Annotated in this window: 18 protein-coding genes; 7 read left to right on the plus strand and 11 right to left on the minus strand. The window is 57.2% G+C overall.

What is annotated here, in order from left to right:
• Positions 1–2: 2 nt before the first annotated feature.
• On the minus strand, positions 3–428 hold the full coding sequence (locus tag ACJ8MK_RS09015) for a DUF2231 domain-containing protein (protein WP_033648337.1): 426 nt from the start codon (positions 426–428) through the stop codon (positions 3–5).
• 167 nt (positions 429–595) lie between these two features.
• On the opposite strand from ACJ8MK_RS09015, the gene ACJ8MK_RS09020 reads away from it, so the two are divergent.
• The gene (locus ACJ8MK_RS09020) at positions 596–1,054 is read left to right on the plus strand and encodes a YbaK/EbsC family protein (RefSeq protein ID WP_033653150.1); all 459 of its coding nucleotides are present in this window, start codon (positions 596–598) and stop codon (positions 1,052–1,054) included.
• Positions 1,055–1,139: 85 nt separating this feature from the next.
• Here the strand turns inward: ACJ8MK_RS09020 and ACJ8MK_RS09025 are convergent, their stop codons facing one another.
• Complete coding sequence (locus ACJ8MK_RS09025) at positions 1,140–1,517, minus strand: VOC family protein (RefSeq protein WP_442517666.1); 378 nt, start codon at positions 1,515–1,517, stop codon at positions 1,140–1,142.
• 263 nt (positions 1,518–1,780) lie between these two features.
• Here ACJ8MK_RS09025 and ACJ8MK_RS09030 point away from each other — a divergent pair, with 263 nt between their 5' ends.
• The gene (locus tag ACJ8MK_RS09030) at positions 1,781–1,930 is read left to right on the plus strand and encodes a GrpB family protein (RefSeq protein WP_080281293.1); all 150 of its coding nucleotides are present in this window, start codon (positions 1,781–1,783) and stop codon (positions 1,928–1,930) included.
• Positions 1,931–1,963: 33 nt separating this feature from the next.
• Positions 1,964–2,182, plus strand: coding sequence for a GrpB family protein (locus ACJ8MK_RS09035; protein ID WP_239517129.1), 219 nt, complete (start codon positions 1,964–1,966; stop codon positions 2,180–2,182).
• A 217-nt stretch (positions 2,183–2,399) separates the two neighbouring features.
• Here ACJ8MK_RS09035 and ACJ8MK_RS09040 read toward each other — a convergent pair whose 3' ends face one another.
• Positions 2,400–2,780, minus strand: coding sequence for a nuclear transport factor 2 family protein (locus ACJ8MK_RS09040; RefSeq protein ID WP_103772398.1), 381 nt, complete (start codon positions 2,778–2,780; stop codon positions 2,400–2,402).
• Between the two features lie 175 nt (positions 2,781–2,955).
• On the opposite strand from ACJ8MK_RS09040, the gene ACJ8MK_RS09045 reads away from it, so the two are divergent.
• On the plus strand, positions 2,956–3,618 hold the full coding sequence (locus ACJ8MK_RS09045; protein ID WP_049235086.1) for a hypothetical protein: 663 nt from the start codon (positions 2,956–2,958) through the stop codon (positions 3,616–3,618).
• A gap of 43 nt (positions 3,619–3,661) precedes the next feature.
• On the opposite strand, the gene ACJ8MK_RS09050 is transcribed toward ACJ8MK_RS09045, so the two are convergent.
• Entirely contained in the window at positions 3,662–4,684 is a 1,023-nt protein-coding gene (locus ACJ8MK_RS09050; RefSeq protein WP_039566105.1) for a LacI family DNA-binding transcriptional regulator, read from the minus strand.
• 317 nt (positions 4,685–5,001) lie between these two features.
• Between ACJ8MK_RS09050 and ACJ8MK_RS09055 the strand changes: the two genes are divergently transcribed.
• From ACJ8MK_RS09055 to ACJ8MK_RS09065, 3 genes are all read left to right on the plus strand, one after another.
• Positions 5,002–5,925 (plus strand): substrate-binding domain-containing protein, encoded by a 924-nt coding sequence (locus tag ACJ8MK_RS09055; RefSeq protein ID WP_049235084.1) that lies wholly within the window; start codon positions 5,002–5,004, stop codon positions 5,923–5,925.
• Positions 5,926–5,992: 67 nt separating this feature from the next.
• Positions 5,993–7,168 (plus strand): Gfo/Idh/MocA family protein, encoded by a 1,176-nt coding sequence (locus ACJ8MK_RS09060; protein ID WP_369949632.1) that lies wholly within the window; start codon positions 5,993–5,995, stop codon positions 7,166–7,168.
• A 10-nt stretch (positions 7,169–7,178) separates the two neighbouring features.
• Positions 7,179–8,120 carry a sugar phosphate isomerase/epimerase family protein gene (locus ACJ8MK_RS09065; protein WP_041035124.1) on the plus strand — a complete coding sequence of 314 codons (942 nt, stop codon included), beginning with the start codon at positions 7,179–7,181 and terminating at the stop codon, positions 8,118–8,120.
• A 91-nt stretch (positions 8,121–8,211) separates the two neighbouring features.
• Here ACJ8MK_RS09065 and cobA read toward each other — a convergent pair whose 3' ends face one another.
• The 7 genes from cobA to ACJ8MK_RS09100 all read right to left on the minus strand — a co-directional run bounded on the left by cobA (position 8,212) and on the right by ACJ8MK_RS09100 (position 20,537).
• Positions 8,212–9,141, minus strand: a complete 930-nt coding sequence (gene cobA, locus ACJ8MK_RS09070) for a uroporphyrinogen-III C-methyltransferase (RefSeq protein WP_442517690.1) — start codon at positions 9,139–9,141, stop codon at positions 8,212–8,214.
• An 11-nt stretch (positions 9,142–9,152) separates the two neighbouring features.
• A complete protein-coding gene (locus tag ACJ8MK_RS09075) occupies positions 9,153–11,819 on the minus strand; it encodes a nitrate reductase (protein ID WP_442517667.1) in 2,667 nt (888 codons plus the stop codon).
• A complete protein-coding gene (gene nirB / locus ACJ8MK_RS09080; protein ID WP_442517668.1) occupies positions 11,816–16,015 on the minus strand; it encodes a nitrite reductase large subunit NirB in 4,200 nt (1,399 codons plus the stop codon). Before nirB ends, ACJ8MK_RS09075 begins: the two co-directional genes overlap by 4 nt.
• A 21-nt stretch (positions 16,016–16,036) precedes the next feature.
• Positions 16,037–16,834 (minus strand): ABC transporter ATP-binding protein, encoded by a 798-nt coding sequence (locus ACJ8MK_RS09085; protein ID WP_442517669.1) that lies wholly within the window; start codon positions 16,832–16,834, stop codon positions 16,037–16,039.
• Between the two features lie 9 nt (positions 16,835–16,843).
• Positions 16,844–17,764 (minus strand): nitrate ABC transporter permease, encoded by a 921-nt coding sequence (gene ntrB, locus ACJ8MK_RS09090; protein ID WP_052133434.1) that lies wholly within the window; start codon positions 17,762–17,764, stop codon positions 16,844–16,846.
• Between the two features lie 12 nt (positions 17,765–17,776).
• A complete protein-coding gene (locus tag ACJ8MK_RS09095; protein WP_442517670.1) occupies positions 17,777–19,039 on the minus strand; it encodes a CmpA/NrtA family ABC transporter substrate-binding protein in 1,263 nt (420 codons plus the stop codon).
• Between the two features lie 268 nt (positions 19,040–19,307).
• On the minus strand, positions 19,308–20,537 hold the full coding sequence (locus ACJ8MK_RS09100) for a nitrate regulatory protein (protein WP_033653155.1): 1,230 nt from the start codon (positions 20,535–20,537) through the stop codon (positions 19,308–19,310).
• Positions 20,538–20,570: the final 33 nt, after the last annotated feature.

Raw genomic sequence — 20,570 nt, forward strand, 5'->3', positions numbered from 1 at the left:
TATTATTTTGCGCGGGCGCCCACGGCCAGCAGAATGTTGGCGAGGCTCAGCAGCGCGACCACGATCGCAGACAGCACCAGACCTTGCGGCACCACGGCATACGCATCCCGGCTATGCACGAAAGCGTTGATGATGGCGAGAACGATGGCCAGCAAGTTCAGCCAGAAATGGAGCTTGACCGATGGCCCCTGCAGCCGGCCGCTGCCGAACCACACCTGCACCAGGTTAATCAGACGGGGAATAATGGCAAAAATCAGGCCGATGGCGATCAGCCAGCTGGCACCGTTGACCCACTGAATATTCGCCGTGCAGGCATAGATAATGTCGAAAATCAGCGCAGCGGTGAAAAATCCGTAGGGTATCGGATTGAGCCATTCATAGACGGCCACCGCGACCGCTGAAGGCCTTGCTGTCGTTTGCGTGGTCATGCAGGTATCTCCATGAAAAATGATAGGTAAAAAAGGGCGTTGGCCCCTTAAAGCTTTGTTCAGATTCACCGATTTGAACAATTTTGATTCTCATTTTTAGCATGCGATGTTAAAACCGAAACCCTCACTGCGGCATTATCAATGGCTTACAACATCGGGAGGAGGGCATGAGTATAGAGCGCGTTCAGCGATTTCTGGCCGAGCACGCGCCGGAAACGGCGGTGACGGTGCTGGCAAAGAATACCGCTACGGTGGCGCTGGCGGCGGAAGCCTTTGGCGTGGAGAGCGGGCAGATCGCCAAGACGCTGTCGTTTCGCGTGAACGACGGCGTAGTGCTGTTGGTGATGGCGGGAACCGCCAGAATCGATAACAAGAAGTACAAACAATTCTTCGGCGTAAAGGCGCGCATGCTGCCGGCGGAGGAGGTGGAGGCGCTGACCGGCTATCCACCGGGCGGCGTTTGCCCCTTTGCCGCACCGGCAGCGGTAAGAATTTACTGCGATCGCAGCCTGTGCCGCTACGGTGAAGTGCTTCCGGCAGGCGGCAGCGATAACTCAGGCGTGAGAATTGCGCCACAACGCCTGGCCAGCATCACCGGAGCAGAGTGGATTGACGTGACGGGGTAACGTTAAGTGACCACGTCACAATTGCATTATGTTAAATGACGTGCATCATCTCGTGATTAATATGCTGTGTTAGCTGGAAAAATTACTATCTCATCGGGTTATGGCATACCGCTTCGATATTGTGGCCATCCGGGCCGATCACAAATGCCGCATAGTAGTGGGCATGGTAATTGGGCCGTAAACCGGGCGCGCCATTGTTTATGCCGCCGGCATTTAGCGCGGCGTGGTAGAACGCATCGACCTGTTCACGGCTGCTTGCGGCAAATGCCAGGTGCAGATGCGCCGGTTTTTCATCGGTTTGAAACAGGCACAATGACACGTTAGCCCGATCGTGACAAAGTTCGACGCCATAGCCGGGTTCGCCTTCGGCAACGATCTTTACGCCCAGCGGCGCGAGTGCATTGAGGAAAAACGCTTTACTAAGGGCAAAGTCGCTGACGCCAAATTTCACATGGTCAAACATGGGGAGGCTCCTGGAATGTGTCCCCATTCAGTATAGCCAACGCCGTGGTGGGCGCCGAAAACGATGAAAACGGACGCCAATGCGCATTTAGCGTACAAATAGTGCCCGTTGAAATGACGCGTTTTGGAGAAATCTGCAGTATCGTAGCAGCCACGTTTTGCCAGATTTTACGTAGCGCGATCAAAAAAGCAGGGGATTTTTACTCCTTATCGACGGAGATGCGCCATTGAAATCATGTCCGGTCATCATTATTGGAGCGGAAAATGACAGAGCGCATCATCACGGTCGAGCCTTATGATCCGCGTTATAAAGATGCAGCGCTGAAACTACGCGAGATATTGGCTGGCGTATTAACGGCAATTCATCATATCGGCAGTACAGCAGTGCCAAACCAACGATTGATATCTTGCTGAAGATTGAAAGCCTGGCGGCGTTGGATGGTGTGAATGACAAGAGATCTACGCCGCGTGGCGAGAACGGCATTACCGGCAGGCGTTGCTGCAGCAAGTGAACAGGCGATCAGACAGTTGGCGTTCAGAGATTATATGCGCAAGCATCATGGTGTTGCCGAGCAACACAAACACCAGACAGCAGAAGACCGCCGGGCTTATGGCCGGTTGAAAAACGAATTAGTTCAGCGGCATGAGCAGCCGGCGCTGGCATGATTGGCCGCAGGAGAAAGCCCATAATCAGGCCTGGACGGCAGAATCCACATATTATTACCTAGGTGCGCATAATGTATATTATGTTAAATTGAATTGCTGGATACGCACCGGGGCCATCCCTGAGCATCTTCTCTCCTCACCTTCAGCTTTATCCCTCCGACATCTGTCTTTCTGCCAGGCTTGTTGTCATTCCATTAGATCGGCTTTTAAATCTGGCTCAATCATCAGTCGGCGTACCTTGATGAAACCGCATCTGCCAACCCGCCTTGGTTGTCAGAAGCCAAATCGACGAACGCTCTGTGCAACGCACGGCGTGGCCCTGCGCGTCACGCTGAAAACTTTTATACGTCAGCAATACGGCGCTATCACTGATTTGCGCCAGCTTAAAACCTTCGGCGAAAATCTGCGGATAATCCGTTTCCATCTCCAGCGCCGCAACGGTCTGGCGTTTGTCATAACGTAGGCCTGAGCGGCCAATCTCTTCAAAGTCTTCATGCAGCAATGCCGCGACACGCTTCGGATCGCAGCGCGTTGTTGGCTGGTGCAGTTCAACCTCAAGCGCCTGGATGTGGCTAAGCCACTCTGCAAAATGGGTCAAAATGCCCTCCTTTTTGATCGCGCTACGTGAAATCTGGAGGCAAGAAACTCACACAGTGTTCAGATTTAAGCTGATGTGATTCCTGCCGTAACGGTTGAAAATCAAACCTGATATTGCTTATTTTAAACCATTACTATAAATTAAACGCAATATCAATTTTTTGGCGAATGGAATCATGCCCGATCGGTCATTACTCTTTTTTTATAGTTTAGCCTTTGCTGCAGTAATTTATTTTATTGTTAAATTCAGGAAGGACATCACAAAAAAAGATGGGTTGATACATATAGCTTCATATCTAGTTATCGCCATTGCAATAATACTCTTGCTCAATTCAGATCTTTCTGTTACTAGCATCCTGATTGCCATGTTTTCTTTTCTTGCAGCAGGTTTTATTTTTTTATGCGTTGCCATTTTCCTCAAGGATGTATACTCAACGAAAAAGTATACATTAACTGCCATAAAGCGAATAAAAACGGAAAATTCAATTGATTTCAAAGGAATGCCAGAATTCAAAAGCGGCATTTTTTGCTATAAAAAAACATGGTATGCCATCTATTCACCCTCTTTGAATTTACTTGAAATAGGCGTTAATGCGTTTGATAGCCAACCTGAGTTTGGCAAAAAATTCACCGTGCGAACGTTGTCTAGACGCGCTATTACATTCGTTCCGGAAGTAATTCCTGATGAAATCAATGATGACACTGAACTATTCGGCCAACTGGTAATATTTTGTGAGATATCTGAAAAAAATCAGATTATGGTGGAAAATTATATTGAAGCCATAAAAAATAGCTCTGCGACACCCTGGCTTATCTCTGTGCCAGATAAAACGCCATAATTTTAGCATGGCGGACATGGCGGAAATGTTATCCGCCATGCACTCAATCAGCGATCTGAATTTCGTCTTGCTTCACATGCGACCGCCGAACCCGCAATTCCCCGTGCCGCCAGGCGCCGTCTGCCGTGGCGCGATTGTCGATCAGGCGATTCAAGGCCTCTTCGACCAGCCGGTCGATGCGTTGGCTGTAGCTGGTCAGCGCCCAGTTGGCTGAGCCGGCCTCGTCGATATCGTCGAAACCGACCACGGCCATTGCAGACGACGGCGCCGTTTGCCTGAGCGCTTCGAGCGCCCCTAGCGCCAACACGTCGTTCTCGCAGAACAGCGCCTCAACCCGCTCGCTTTCCGGCGTTGCCTGCAGGTATTCGCTCATCAGCTGGAAACCGCGTTGGCGATCGTAGTGGCCGGCGGTGAGCACTCGATCCAACTGAAAGCCGGCGGCCATCAGTTTGTCGCGGTAGCCTTCCATGCGCAGCAAATGGCTGCTTTGCGTGTCCGGCCCCTTCATGTAACCAAAGCGCCGGTGGCCTTGCTCTATCAGCAGCGCGGCGATCTCTTCGCCGGCGCGGTAGCCGTCGATATTGACCACATCAATGTGTTCGCTTTCCGTATTGCGGCATACCTGCACCAGCGGTATCTGATGCAGATCTTGCGCGATCGCTGCCCACTCCTTGGTTAACACCGTCGCCAGGAACAAAATGCCGTCGACCTGCAGCTGATCGGCCATCGCCATCACCGCCCGGTAGTTTTCCCCGGCGGTGATGTTCAGCAGCAGCGCCATATAACCGCGGGTTTGCAGCTGTTTGGTCACCATATCGAGCATCATCATTGAATGCGGGTTCTTCATCTCGTCGATGGCCACGCCAATGATGTGCGTGCGTTTTTGCGACAGGCTGCGCGCCAGCAGATTTGGCCGATAGCCCAGCTCGGCCGCCGCCGCCAGCACGCTTTCACGCGCGCTGTCCGAGATCGAGGCGCCGGGCGTAAAGGCGCGCGATACCGTCCATTTAGAGACGCCGGCCTTTTCGGCGACGTCGCTGGCGGTGGCTTTGTGGTGTTTCATCATGGTTGCGTCGATCCCTGCTTCGGTGAAGTCAAACTATACCCTGCCCGCTCAGATCCCCTAAGCGCCCGCCGGCATTTCTGCTGCAATTATGTCCCGTTTTTGCACCCGATTGCAAATCGTTATGCAATCGGGTGCAAAACGTAAACAGTTTGTGATCGTCAGCGCTGTTTTTACCTTTCCCCTGTTGACCGAATTTTATCCATAGTCGACATTCACGGTGGCATTCAGAGACGCATCGCCGTTTTGCCTCCTGTTTTGCACCCGGTTGCAAATACACTGTTTTTACACAACGCCTCTCTTCTCAACAGGATACCGTAATGAAAAAAACCAGACTGTTGTTGATGTTAGCCTGCTCGCTGTTTGTGGTGACCGCCCAGGCCAAGACCTACCAGGTCGGCGTGGCGCTAGCCAACTTCGATCTCAACTTCGTCTCTATCCTGCGCAGCCAAATGGCGCGGGAACTGGCTGCGCAGCAACTGCAAGGCCAGTTCGTCGATGCCAAAGGCGATGTCGCCCTGCAGGTGCAGCAGGTGGACGATCTGATTAATCAGGGCGTGGACGCCATTATCCTCAACCCGGTTGATACGCAAGGCGTCCAGCCGATGATAGCGGCCGCCAAACGCGCCGCGATCCCCCTGATCTTCGTCAACCGCAAACCCGAAGTGCCGCTGAGCGGCGCGACGGCCTACGTCGGCTCCGATTCGGCGCTCAGCGGCCGCCTGCAGATGGAGGCTCTGGCGAAAAAAATGAATTACCGCGGCAACGTGGCGATCCTGATGGGCGCCCTCTCCAACGAAGAAACCCGCGAACGCACCCGCGCGGTTGAAGCGGTGATCGCCAAACACAAGGACCTGAAAGTGGTAGAGAAACAGACCGCAAAATGGCAGCGCAATGAAGCGGTCGATGTGGTTTCCGGCTGGTTGCTGAACGGCGTAGCGATCGATGCGATCGCCGCCAACAACGATGAGATGGCTATCGGTGCGATCATGGCGCTGAAGCAGGCCAAAAAGAGCGGTGTGCTGGTTGCCGGTATCGACGGCACGCCCGACGGCCTGCAATTTATCAAAAACGGCGACCTGGCGGTGACCATTTTCCAGGATGCCAAAGCCCAGGCGATCGGCGCGGTGCAAGTGACTCGCGCCCTGTTGGATCACGCCAAAACCGAGCCTTACAACTGGGTGCCTTACGCCACCGTGACGCGAGAAAACTACCCGGAATTTGCGCAGATGAATCAGAAATAAACCGTTGCCACTCTCTTTTTCAACCTATTTTGCACCCGAGTGCAAAGCCACAATATCAGGAGTCAGCATGTTAAATGGTGAAAGAAGCATCCCTCGCCCACTGCGTTGGGCGATGATCGGCGGCGGCCGCCTCAGCCAGGTGGGCTACAAGCACCGTTCCGGCGCACTGCGCGACAACACCGCCTATCGGCTGGTTGCCGGCGCCTTTGATATCGACGCGGCGCGCGGACGCGAGTTTGGCGTCAACCTCGGCGTGCCCGCCGAACGCTGTTATGACGACTATCAACAGCTGCTGGATCAAGAAACCGACCGCGAAGATGGCGCTGAGGTGGTGACCATCGCCACCCCTAACGGCACCCACTATGAAATTACGCGCGCCGCGCTGAATGCCGGCCTGCATGTCATCTGCGAAAAGCCGCTGTTCTTCACCACGGCGGAGGCGAGAGAAATCAAGGCGTTGGCGGCGGAGAAAGGCCTGATCGTCGGCGTAACCTACGGCTTCTCCGGCCATCCGCTGCTGATGCAGATGCGCGCCATGATCGCGAACGGCGACATCGGCGAAATACGCATGGTCGAATTGCAGTACACCCACGGCTTCAATGCCAACGAAAGCGCAGACAAGTTCGAGGCGCAAAAGTGGCGCGTCGATCCGAAAATCGCCGGCCCCTCTTTTGTGCTGGGCGACATCTCCACCCACACCTTCTACATCTCGCAGCTGGTGATGCCCGATATGAAGATTGCCTCCCTGCTGTGCGATCGCCAGAGCTTTATTCCTTCCCGCGCCCCGCTGGAAGACAACGCCATGGTGCTGATGCACTACGAAAACGGCGCCGTCGGCCGCATGTGGGCCTCCGCCGTCAACGCCGGCGCGATGGACAGCCAAAGCATCCGCGTGGTGGGCTCGCTCGCCAGCCTGCAGTGGAGCGACGCTGCCCCCGGCGAATTGCGCTATGAGATCCAGGGGCGGCCCAACCAGATCCTGCACCACGGCATGCCCTATCTGGACGACAGCGCCCTGGCCGAAGAGCGGCTCGGCGCGCTGCACACCGAAGGCCTGGCCGAATCCTGGGCCAATATTTACCTCAAGTTCGCCATCGCCATCAGCGCCAGCCAGCGCGGCGATCGGCAGACGCTGGCCACGCTGATCTACCCGGATATCGACGCCGGGCTGGAAGGCGTGCGCTGGATTGAAAACTGCGTTCGTTCCGCCGACAACGGCGCCACCTGGGTTAATTACCAATAAGGAAAGCCTCATGAGACTCTCATTCTGTACCGACAGCCTGGGCCATTTACCCTTCGAGCAGATGCTGGACCGGCTGCTGGAGTTGGGGGTGCGCGGCGTGGAAATGACCACCGGCGGCTGGTCTCCGGCGCCCCATCTGGATGCCGACGATCTGCTGGCCAACCCCGCCAAACGCCGGCAGCTGCTGCAGGCGCTGGCCAGCCGCGGCATGGAGATCGCCGCGCTCAACGTCTCCGGCAATCCGCTCGATCCCGGCGAACTGGGGCAACGCCATCAGCGCCAAACCGACAATACGCTGGAGCTGGCCGGGCTGCTGGGAGTGAAAAAGATCGTCATGATGAGCGGCCTGCCGCCGGCCAGCCCGCATGACACCATCCCCAACTGGATCACTTATACCGTCAGCTGGCCGCCCACGGTGAAAAACTGCCTGGACTATCAATGGAATGACGTGGCGATCCCCTATTGGCAGGCGTTGGTCGCCCGAGCCAAAGCGTGCGGCGTCGAGCGCTTTGCGCTGGAAAACTTCAGCGCCATGCTGGTGTGGAACCCGGAAACGCTGTTCCGGCTGCGCGAGGCCGTTGGCCCGATGGTGGGCCTGAACCTCGATCCCAGTCACTTGCTCTGGATGGGGGCAGATCCCATCGCGGTGGCCCGCGCCCTTGGCCCCGCCATTCATCATGTGCATGGCAAAGACGTGCGCCTTGAGCGCGGCGTCGTCGAGGTTAACGGGCTGCTGGAGACCAAACCGATAGATGACGTGGCCGGCCGCGCCTGGAACTATGTCGCCGTCGGCTGCGGGCGGGATCTGCAGTGGTGGAAGGAATTCTTCTCGGTGGTGCGCATGATGGGCTACAACGACTGGGTATCGCTGGAAATGGAAGACCTGACCATGTCGGTCGATGCCGGCATCGTTTCTTCCGTTCAGGCGCTGCAGCAATCGATTAGCCAATAACACCCTGCGCGGCGGCCATGGCCGCTGCGCCTCTTTCTCACCACAAACATGGGGATTAACCATCCCCGTGTCCTTGGTTCGATTAGATGTTTTAGCTATTGTGACCGTCTCTTGCGTACCAGATATGGTCATAGGATGATTCCAGAATAACGCTTATGCTGTCCATTTTCGCCGGCCACTTCAGACTGGCTGGCAAAGCCGGTTCAGAACGGCCCATCTGCGGAAGAATCTTCTCAGGCAGTTCGGCAATCGGCCGGTACATTCCCACCACCTCACCAATAATTACCAGGGCTGGTGATTCGACCTGCTCCTCTGCAACGATCTTTCCTAATGCATCCAGAGTGCCCACCAGCACGCGCTGCTGTGGCTGAGTGCCGCGTTCAATCACCGCCACGGGCGTTGAGCCGGGTAAGCCATGGGCAATCAAGCGCTGGCTGATAACAGGGCTGTTGGCAATCCCCATATAGAAGACCAGCGTCTGGCGCGCGGCGGCCAGTACGGACCAGTCAACGTCCGGTTCCCCTTCCGGGCCATGTCCGGTGACAAACCTGACGGACTGTGCCAGGTTTCGGTGCGTCAGCGGGATCCCGCTGGCTGCGGCACAGCCCATTGCCGCCGTGATACCGGGCACAACATTGCACACTATCCCCTTCTGCTGGCAGCAGGCCATTTCTTCCCCACCCCGGCCAAAGATGAACGGGTCGCCGCCCTTCAAGCGCACTACACGGTGCCCCGCCAGCGCCAGATCAACCAGCAACATATTGATTTCATGCTGTTCAAGGCGATGATTGCGCGGGGATTTGCCGACATCGATCCGCAGTGCAGTGTCCGGCGTCAGCGCCAGCACCGCATCGGACACCAGCCGGTCAAAGACCACGACATCGGCCTGCCGGATAACGCGCAGGGCTTTCAGGGTAAGCAGTTCAGTATCACCCGGCCCTGCGCCCACCAGCCAGACGTCACCCCGGCGCACCGGGCTGCGTTGGTCTGCCAGGGCCATAATCTGCGCTATCGGCAACATGTTGCTAGTTTTCATGGGCGTTCTTCCATCGTCAGGGCGGCCAGCTGGCCGGCAATAAACGTTTTCAGCTCCGGCACGCAGGAGCCGCAGTTAGTGCCACATTTCAGCTTTGAGCCGAGCTGTTGCACGCTGTGGCATCCCTGCCGCACGGCGTCGACAATCTGCGCTTCGCCAACAGAAAAACAGCTGCAAATCATTTTGCCGGTGGCGGCCTTATGGCTGCCGGCCTGGCCCGCCAGTAACGCCAGCCGCTGCGGTGCCGTGTCCGGCGGGGTGATAAAGGCAGACAGTATCGCTTGCCTGTCCGGCAGCAGTGGGCTTCGGCGCGCGTAAAATGCCAACTGCAGTTCGCCCTGCGCCCACACCAGCAGGTTGAAGCCCTCATCCCCCATCCGGGCGCTCTGGCAGGTTTTCCCCTCCAGCGGATAATGTTCATTCAGCCACGCCATCCACTCCTCCTGGAGCGAAGAATCCGCTAACGTAAAATGCGTGACGCCCGGTTGGGTGATGCGGCTCCAGTAGGCGGTGGCAGGCGCGGCGATCCCCTCTCCCCGAATAAACAACTCTGCATACCAAGCCGCTTTCCATTTCGTCAGATTGACCGGCATATGCTTACTTTCCGGTTGCCCGGAAAGAGGATCGGTAACGGGAGCTATCAGCGCATCGACCCGGGCCTGCCGGCTAAAATGGCTGTTCCAATGGATCGGCACGAAAATGCTGCCGCGAGGCTGGAGATGATCGGGTTGCGCGCGTAACAGCAGCCAGCCATGGGATGAGGTTACACGCAGCAACTCACCCGCCTGAATGCCCGGCGCATCATCCGGATGAAACTGACAGTACGGCTCGCTGATATGCTGCATCAGGCGAGCAGACTTGCCGGTTCGCGTCATGGTGTGCCACTGGTCGCGCACCCTTCCGGTGTTCATGATCAGCGGATAAGCCGCAGTGGGCTGGCTGGCGGGCAGCGCCGGGGTGACGGCGATCAACCGTGCTTTACCGTCAGGGTGAAAAAAGGTTTTATCTGTAAATAGTCGCGGCGTACCCTGCGGCCGTGCGGCATTAACCGGCCACTGGAGCGGCTGCAGGGTATCCCATTCTTCATTGGACAACTGCGCCAGCCCGCTGATGTCAAACGCCCGAGTGCCTGCATTTTCAAAGCCGGACAAGGCCGCATGTTCGCGGAAAATATCTGCCGGATGCTGCCAGGCAAAGGCCTCCGCAAACCCCAGCCGCTGCGCAACCTGGCTGAGGATCCACCAGTCAGGTTTGGCCTCCCCAGGTGCAGCCAGAAACGCGCGTTGCCGGGAGATACAGCGTTCCGAATTGGTCACCGTGCCATTTTTCTCCCCCCAGCCCAGGGCGGGCAGCAGGATATGCGCGGCGCGGGTGGTGTCCGTGTCACGCAGAATGTCGGACACAATAACCAGAGGACAGCGCGCCAGACCGGCCCGCACGCGATCGGCATCCGGAAGTGACACCAGCGGATTGGTGCCCATGATCCAGACGGCTTTTATCTCTCCCTTCTCGATAGCGCGGAAGAGATCGATGGCATTGAGTCCAGGGCTCTGCGCGACGTTATCGCTGTGCCAGAAACGCCCGACCCGTGTAATCTCTTCGGCGGTAAATCCCATATGGCAGGCCAGCTGGTTTGCCAGCCCGCCGACTTCACGTCCGCCCATCGCATTCGGCTGGCCCGTTATCGAAAATGGCCCGCTGCCAGCGTGTCCAATCTGGCCGGTTGCCAGATGCAGGTTAATTATCGCGTTGCATTTGTCGACGCCCGAACTGGACTGGTTAATCCCCATCGAATACAGCGTGACCAGCCGCTGGCTCCGGGCTATCCGTTGATAAAACGCCTGTAATTGCGAGGAGGCGATCCCGCAATAGTCCGCCGTCTTCTCCAGGCTCCACGCTTTTGCTGTCTGTAAGGTTACTTCTGCCCCGTTCGTGTGGTGCTGCAGAAAAGCGGTATCCAGTTTTCCGCGCGCTGCCATCTCGTTCAGTGCGCCGCAGAACAGCGCCGCATCGCTGCTCGGACGCAGTGCCAGATGCAGATCGGCAATATCACAGGTGGCGGTCTTACGCGGATCAACGACGATAATCTGCATCTCCGGCCTCTCCGCTTTGGCTTTCGCCAGCCGCTGATACACCACCGGATGCGCCCAGGCGGTGTTCGAACCTACCAGAATAACGCAGTCTGCCTGCTCCAGATCATCATAATTGCAGGGGACGGCATCGGCGCCGAACGCCCGCTTGTAGCCCACCACGGCGGAGGCCATGCACAACCTGGAGTTGGTATCCATGTTGCCCGCCCCGATAAACCCTTTCATCAGCTTGTTGGCGACGTAGTAATCCTCCGTCAGCAGCTGGCCCGAGCCATAAAACGCGACCGACTGCGGTCCATGCTCGTCAATCGTCGCCTGTAGCCCTTGTGCGACAGCGTCTAACGCCTGCGACCAGCCCACGGGTTGATGATGGATTTCAGGCTGGAGCAGACGCCCCTGTAAGCCCAGCGTTTCACCCAGCGCGCTGCCCTTCACGCACAGCCTTCCGCGATTCGCCGGATGTGCCGGGTCGCCGCTGGCGGCGAAGCCATCAGCCTGTGGCTGCATACTGACGCCGCACCCCACGCCGCAATAGGCGCAGGTGGTTTTCACGACCGGAGACGCTGTTTTCATAGGTTGACCGTTTCAATGATTTTGGCGGACGCAACGCCCTGCATTTGTGCCTGAACCCAGACGCGGCCATCTTCCACTTTCACCGCCCAGCTTCGCAGCGCATGCGGCGAATTGTCCAGGCTGCGGCCGTCCCGTAAGCTGAAGCGCTGTTTATAGAGCGGGGAAATCACCACCGGTTCGCCTTTGACATCCCCCACGAGCCCGCGCGCCAGCACATTGGCGTCGCTGTCTGGTTCATGATTGCTCAGCGCAAAAACCTGCTGTGGATGACCGGGCAGATAGAACAGCGCAATCTGCTGGCTCGCCAGGCGCGCCGCCATTCCCGCATTCGCCGGGATGGCGCTCAGGCTGCACACTTCCACCCAGCCCGGTGCGGGCTCCTGCGTATTTTCTGCGGCAGGCACGGCGAGCATGCTGCGCTCCTCATGCGTTGCAGGCCGCAGTTGTTGACGTTCGCTCACCATCACGACCCCTTCGTCAGGGATCTCGCTGTTTACAAACGGTCTGAACAGCGCCAGGCGATCCGGCGAGGCCAGAGTGGTCTGCCATTCACACTGGTACGTCGCCACCACCGCAGACATTTCACGATCCAGTTCATCCGCAATTTGCAGGCTGTCGTCCAGAATCACCTGGCGCAGGTAGTCGATGCCCCCTTCGAGGTTATCCATCCAGGTGCTGGTGCGCTGCAGCCGGTCAGCGGTGCGGATGTAGAACATCAGTAAGCGGTCAACGGTACGAATGAGCTGCTCTGTGCTCATGTCCTGCGCCAGCAAATCAGCATGGCGGGGCTTCATTCCCCCGTTGCCGCAGACATACAGGTTCCAGCCCTTATCCGTGGCAATTACCCCCACATCTTTACTTTGGGCTTCGGCACACTCGCGGGTACAACCCGAGACGGCCATTTTGATTTTGTGAGGCGAACGCAGCCCTTTGTAGCGGTGCTCTAATTGCAGCGCGAGCGAGGTGGAGTCCTGTACGCCGTAGCGACACCAGCTCGACCCGACGCAGGATTTCACCGTACGCAGAGATTTGCCGTAGGCATGACCGGTTTCAAAACCGGCATCAACCAGCTGCTGCCAGATCTCCGGCAGTTGCTCCAGACGCGCGCCGAACAGGTCGATTCGCTGCCCTCCGGTAATTTTGGTGTAGAGCTTGTAACGCCTGGCGACTTCGCCGATGGCGATAAGCCCTTCGGGGGTTATCTCTCCCGCCGGAACGCGCGGCACGACGGAATAGGTCCCGTCCTTCTGGATATTGGCGAAATAACGATCGTTGGTGTCCTGCAGTGGCAAATGCTGCGGTTTCAACAGGTAGTCGTTCCAGCATGATGCCAGTATCGATCCGACCAGCGGCTTGCAGATTTCACACCCGCTGCCGTGGCCGTGCTTTTCAATCAGTTCCCCGAACGTGCGGATATTGCCCACCCGAACCAGGTGATAAATCTCCTGGCGCGAATACGCGAAATGCTCACAGATGTCTTTTTTCACCTCGACGCCCATGTCGGACAGCGCATATTCCATCACCTGCTTGGTCAGTGCGGCGCAGCCCCCACAGCCCGTCGCCGCTTTGGTGCAGGCTTTTATCGCCGCCATATCGTGGCAGCCGTTCTTCACGGCGTTACGGACATCGCCTTTACTGACGTTGTGGCAGGAACAAATTTGCGCGCTATCAGGCAGGGCTGCGATGCCCAGCACAGGTTTGTCTGCGCCCGACCCGGCAGGCAAAATGAGGGATTCAGGTTTGGCTGGCAGCGACATATCGTTGAGCATCATTTGCAGCAACGTGCTGTATTCCGCGCTGTCGCCCACCAGCACCGCCCCCAGCAGCCGTTTGCGATCCTGCGATACCACGATTTTCTTATACACTTCCGCCGGACCGTCTACCCAGCTGTAGTTCTGGCTACCTGGGGTACGCCCATGCGCGTCACCAATCGATGCCACCTCAACACCAAGAAGCTTAAGTTTGGTGCTCATGTCCGCGCCCTTAAAGACGGCGTCGCCGCCCGTCAGGGTATCCGCCAGCGCGCGGGCCATCTGATAACCCGGCGCCACCAGGCCGAAGATCTGCCCGTTCCACAGCGCACATTCGCCGATCGCATAAATAGCCGGGTCGGACGTCTGGCAGCGATCGTCAATCACAATGCCGCCGCGCGGCCCCACTTCAAGCCCGCACGCTCTCGCAAGCTGATCGCGTGGGCGGATCCCTGCGGAAAATAGCACCAGATCGGTTTCCAGATAGCTGCCATCGGCAAACACCATCCGGTAGTGGCTCTCCTCGCCAGCAGTAATGGCCTGGGTTTCTTTCCCGGTATGCACCTTCACGTCCAGCGCTTCAATTTTACGGCGCAGCATCGCGGCACCGCCGTCGTCGAGCTGAACCCCCATCAGCCGCGGGGCAAACTCCACCACGTGCGTATCCAGCCCGAGCTGTTTCAGCGCGTTGGCCGCCTCCAGCCCCAGTAATCCCCCGCCGACAACCACGCCCGTTTTGCCGTTTGCCGCGCAGGCCTGAATGGCCGCAAGATCGTCAAGCGTGCGGTAAACCAGGCAGCCCGGCGCATCATTGCCAGGGATCGGCGGCACAAACGGATAGGATCCTGTTGCCAGCACCAGTACATCGTAAGCCGTCTGCCGCCCCTGGTGATCGACCACAAAACGGTGTTTTGTATCAACGAGCCCGATGCTGTGCCCCAGACGCAGTTCAATCCCGGTCGATTCGAAAAATCCCTTTTCAACCATTGAGAGGGATTCCGCCGTGCGGCCAGAGAAGTATTCGGACAAATGCACACGGTCGTAGGCGGGCGAGGCCTCTTCGGCAAACACAATCACCTGGTATTGCAGATGCAGCTCACGCGCAACCAACTGCTCTAAAAAATGATGGCCCACCATGCCGTGTCCGGCCATAACCAATACGGGTTTCGACATTGAATGACTCCTCGCCACCTCGACGGGTAACGGTTCTGATTTAACAGGCTGTAAGCCAGAGGCATCCGGCTCATTACCGGGACTGAAGACGCTGAAGGGCAACGGTTGACCAGCGGGCGTGCCGATCCGCTGGAGGTATTGCGGGCCATCGCTGATATCGCCCCACAGCAACACCCCTTGCAGTTGGTTGTCGCAGAGCACCAGCCTTCGATAATGCCCGTCAAACGGGTCAAAGGTGGTATGGGTCTGAGCGCCATCGCGGCTGTGTAATTCACCGGCGCAGAACAAATTCAGGCCTGTGACCTTGAGGCGCAGCGGGACATTCTGCACCTCGAATGAAGTGGCTTTGTCGCCCCCCGCCAGCCGCGAGGCCAGCGTTTCAGCCTGCTGCCAGCACGGGGCCACCAGGCCAAAAGTGAGTTCGCCCCACTGGCAACATTCTCCAATTGCCGAGATGTGCGGGTCAGCGGTTTGCAGCTGCGGGTTCACCAGAATACCGCGATCGCACGGCAAGCCGGACCGTTGTGCCAGCGCGATGTTCGGCCGCACGCCCACAGAGAGCACGACCCGCTCCGCCGCTATTCCGCGCCCATCATTAAGATTCACCCTGCTGACGTTGCCAGCGGCATCAGCGCTGAATGACACCGTTTCAGCCTGCAAAATGACGTTGATGCCGCGTAATGAGAGCCCCTCGTGCAACAGTTTTCCGGCGTGTTCATCCAGCTGCTGATCCATCAGATGTGTGCCGCGATGTAGCAGGCTCACCCGCATTCCACGCCGCGCCAGGGCCGCCGCCGCCTCCACGCCCAGCACGCCGCCGCCGATCACCGCAACCGGTTGGCCTGCGTAGGTTCCCTGCAGAATATTTTCGACATCCTGCTGAGTGCGGAACCCGTAGATACCCGGCAATTCGACCCCAGGCAGGGGGGGCAGAAATGGCCGTGAGCCAGTGGCCAGAACCAAATGATCGTATGAATAGATCTGCCCGGCGGCCGTGACGGTGCAAGCGTGACGGTCGATTGCCGTCGCCGCCGTGCCTGCGATCAATGTGATGTTGTGATGCTCATACCACTGCGCGTCATGCGTGACTATCTGGCCAAAATCTTTCTCACCGGAAAGCACCGGCGTCAGCTGGATACGGTTGTACGCACTGTGCTTTTCATCGCCAATGATCATGATACGGTAACGATCTGGTGCGAGCTCACAGAGATGTTCCACCAGCCGCACGCCTGCCATACCATTGCCGATAACGATTAGAGTCGGTTTAGCCATTGCACAACTCCCCTCATGGAATCAGGCCGCTGCCCGGTGTTTTGCATAGAGAAAATGCAGCACCTGCTGGCGATACTGGTGGAACAGAGGATCGTTCGACAAAGCCAGTCGACTGCGGGGGCGTGACAGCTCAACCTGTAACACTTCACCGACTTTCGCCGCCGGACCATTAGTCATCATCATCACGCGGTCAGACAGCAGCACCGCTTCATCAACGTCGTGGGTGATCAGCAAAATGGTGGTTTTCAGACGCGCCTGAATGTCCATAACGGCGTCCTGAAGATGCGCCCGCGTCAGCGCATCCAGCGCCCCGAAAGGTTCATCCATCAGCAAAACTTTCGGTTTCATCGCCAAGGCACGGGCGATACCGACACGCTGCTTCATGCCGCCTGAAATGGCGCCCGGGCGCTTATCGGCCGCATGCTCCATGTGCACCAGTTCGAGATTGTGCAAAATCCAGTCGTGCATTTCGCTTTTGTTCATCTGGTCTTTAAAGACCTGCCGCACCGCCAGTTCGACATTCTCAAAAGCGGTTAACCATGGCAGCAGCGAATGGTTCTGGAAGACGACCCCGCGCTCTGGTCCCGGCCCGGTAATCTCTTTGTTGTCGCACAGCAGCACGCCTTCCGTCGGGCGACTCAGCCCGGCAATCAAATTCAGCAGGGTCGACTTTCCGCAACCTGAGTGGCCAATCAGGCTGACCGTTTCGCCTTCTGCGATATCAAAGCTGACGTTATCGAGCGCCAGAAAAGTGGTTTTCGCTGAAGGAAAACGTTGAGTGACGCTCTGGACGCTGATAATCGATTTTTCTTTTTTCATCGCGGGCTCCTAGTGATTGTCGTAACTTAAGCGACGGGCAACGGCCATCAGCCCCTGCTCCAGTAACATCCCCACGGCACCAATCAGCAGAATGGCGACGATAATGTTTTCCACGTTGAGGTTGTTCCATTCGTTCCAGATCCAAAAACCGATGCCCACGCCGCCGGTCAGCATTTCAGCCGCAACAATCACCAGCCAGGCGATACCGATGGACAACCGCACCCCGGTCAGAATGTACGGCAGCACGGCAGGAAACAGGATCTTGCGCATTACGGTGAATTCGCTGAGTTTCAGCACCCGCGCAACGTTGAGATAGTCCTGCGGAATGCGCATCACCCCTTCTGCGGTATTGAGGATCATCGGCCAGATAGAACAGATGAAAATGGTCCAGGACGAGGCGGGCTCCGCGCGCTGGAACAACAGCAATCCAATCGGCAACCACGCCAGCGGGCTGACCGGGCGCAGCAGCGAGATAATGGCGTTGAACATGCTGGCGATGAAGCTGAAGCGGCCAATCAGAAACCCGGCCGGGATGCCGACCAGCGCGGCAAGCCCGAAACCAATCGCAACTCGCTGTAGCGAGGCCAGGACATTCCAGCCAATGCCCATATCGTTTGGCCCGTTGATATAGAACGGATCGGCAAAAATCACCTTCGCCGCCTCCCAGGTCTGAGCGGGCGTCGGGAAGCCTTTACTGCTACTGGCGGCGATTTGCCACAGGAGCAGCAGCACGACGGCCCCGAGAATGGCGGGGATCATTTTCTGCATGAAGCGGCGAACGCTCGCGCGAAGCCGGACAATAAAGGTATCCGTTCTGGCTACCGGAGCGGCTCTCTCGATCGTGATCACTTCTGCGCTGGCGGGCGATTCAACGCTGACCGCGGCAGGCTCCGTCAACGTGACGACATTGGTTTTCAAATTTACGGACATCTGTGGCCTCACTTAGCGTTTCATTGCAAAACTGTTGGCGTAGTCAGCAGGGTTGCTGCCGTCCCAGACTTTGCCGTCAATCAACGTGCTGCTTCGCATGTCGCTGGATGGCAAATTGATCCCGCCAACCGCGGCGGCAGCTTGTTTGTAGACGTCAATACGGTTAATTTTTTGGGCGATACCGAGGTAGTCAGGCTCGCTGTCCAGCAATCCCCAGCGCTTCTGCTGAGTCAGGAACCACATGCCATCGGAGAGATACGGATAATTGACCGCGCCATCGTTGAAGAAGCGCATGCGGTGGGCATCTTTCCACGTTTTCCCCAGCCCATTTTCGTAGTCGCCGAGCATCCGCCCCTGAATCGTCTTGAGTGGCGTGTTGATGTACGCCCGCGCCGCAACGACCTGAGCGGTTTCACTACGATTGGCATCAGAGGTGTCTATCCAGCGGGAGGCATCCAGCACCGCGGCGGTCAGCGCGCGAGCCGCATTCGGGTTTTCAGTCACCCAGGCAGAGGTTGTGCCGAGCACTTTTTCCGGATGATCCGGCCAGATTTCCTGTGAGGTGACAGCAGTGAAACCAATGCCGTCCTGAATCGCGCGCTGGTTCCAGGGTTCCCCCACGCAAAAACCGCTCATATTGCCGATTTTCATGTTCATGACCATTTGCGGCGGAGGCACCACGACATTGCGCACGTCGTTAAAGGGATGGATACCGGCGTTTGCCAGCCAGTAGTAAAGCCACATCGCGTGCGTGCCGGTCGGGAACGTCTGCGCAAAGGTATAGGTCCCCTTCGCACTGGCCTGGACCACTTTTTGTAGCGATGCAGCATCCGTCACGCCCGCCTGCTTTAACTGCTCAGAGAGCGTAATGGCCTGCCCGTTCTGGTTGAGAGACATCAGCATCGCCATCTCATGCTGCGGGCCGGACACGCCAAGCTGCAGGCCATAGAGCATCCCATACAGAACATGCGCCGCATCCAGCTCACCAGACACCAGTTTGTCGCGTACTGACGCCCAGCTCGACTCCTTGCTCGGGATGATTTTAATGCCGTACTTCTCATCAAATTTCTTTACCGCCGCCATCACCACTGAGGAGCAGTCGGTCAGGGGAATGAACCCGACGCGAATCTCTTTCTTCTCTGGCGTGTCGGAACCGGCAGCCCAGACCCGGTTCATGAATCCTGACATCAACATGCTGCCGCCGAGCACCGCACTCCCCGCAAGAAAGCAGCGGCGGGAGAGTTGTCCCGGAGTCTTTTTGTCGTCTTGTGTCATCAGGGCTTCCCGTTAGGTTGAAAAATGGAAAAAAAAAGCGTCCAGTTAGCGCTCAGTTCCCTGAACGCTAACGGACGCCTTTATCCGTAATGCTGACTAAACCGCCATTGGTTTAGTGCTGTTGCTATTAAAAAGAATGCAGCTTGTGTGCCAACCTGCGGTATCAAAAAAAAATCAGAGGGTTAGCCTTATTCTGTCGCTTTGACGCCCTTTCTGGTGCACCGGAACTGCACATCCTGCACAGCGTAATTGCACACAGAAGGTGCAGTTATTGGCCTGGTTTGTGCCCGTTTTTGCCTAACAGCGCAGACACGGCAAGCATCGCGTCAGCAATTTCCGAAAGTTTCTTATTCTGATTCATTGCCATCTCAAGCAGTGCCTTATGCGCCTGGGGTTCCGTTAAGCCCTGATGCTGCATCAGCAGGCCCTTTGCCCGCTCAACCAGTTTGCGCTCGGTCAGCGTGACGCGAAGTTGAGAAAGTTCGGCATCGAGCGCCTGCAGCTGGCGGGACTGCTGTTCAACAAGCTCAAGAACCGAACGACTAAGCTGCGGCGAGAGTAGCGCGGAGTAATGGCTTTCAGACTGTGGGATTTGGTCAATATTCTGCTGCTGAAGCGCAAGGGCGGCCTGTGCTTCACGGATACGCTGGCGGCAGGAGGCCATCAGAGCAGCTTGCAGCTCATCCTCCACCACTTTCATTCCATCGATTCGCGCCGTCGCAACGTCAAACCAGCGTAATGCGGTATCCGTCGTCTCACCGCCAGGCCTGACGCGCGTGCAGGCAATTCGCCTGAAACGTTCAAATTCACTGCTGTCCTGGTTCATCTGCTGCCGCCACATTGCCAGACAGCGGGGAGCCGCGAATTCCATGAAGGTCTGAAAGCAGCGCTCCTGGCTCTCGATTAAGCCTGTGAATTGCTGTTGCGCGATGACATCAAAATGCCCTGCCGCAAAACCGGCGGCGGCCGTGGCCCGCTCTTGTGCGGCCAGCTCTTTTCCCTGCATAAAACTGAACATCGCCAGCAATGCCCGTGAAATTGACGGATCGCCGGAGATATCCGCCGTTTCGAAGACCAGTGACAAATGCGAGCGAATCACCTCGTTGTAGGCATTCATGGCATCAGGCTGACTGATAGACAGTCCAAGAACCTGCTGACGCAGTTGCGGTAACGTACTGAGGCTATGCAACACCGAGGCAATGCGGCTGAGTAATCGCGGTGCATTCGCCAGGTTGGGGCCGGTAAGATCCTGAGACGCAAGCCACTGACTGACGGCCTCCTCTGCCTTCCGGACCTCCAGTGCCCGCTCACTCAGTTGCTTTCCCCAGGTGTTCCCATGAGAACATAAGAAGATGTTCGAGGTGCCTCGTTCCCGTTGCAGTGCGTGGATCATCAGGCTGACCGCACCAACCAGTTCACCCAGCTGCAACAGCTGTTGCAAACCCGCGATTTCGCTTTTTTTCGACGCCTGTACAAAGCTCAGAGCAGAAAGGGCCATGGAGTAACCTGCTGATAAGAGGAGACTCCTGGA

The sequence above is a fragment of the Serratia sp. CY38905 genome, assembly GCF_052168875.1.
GTDB lineage: Bacteria > Pseudomonadota > Gammaproteobacteria > Enterobacterales > Enterobacteriaceae > Serratia > Serratia sarumanii.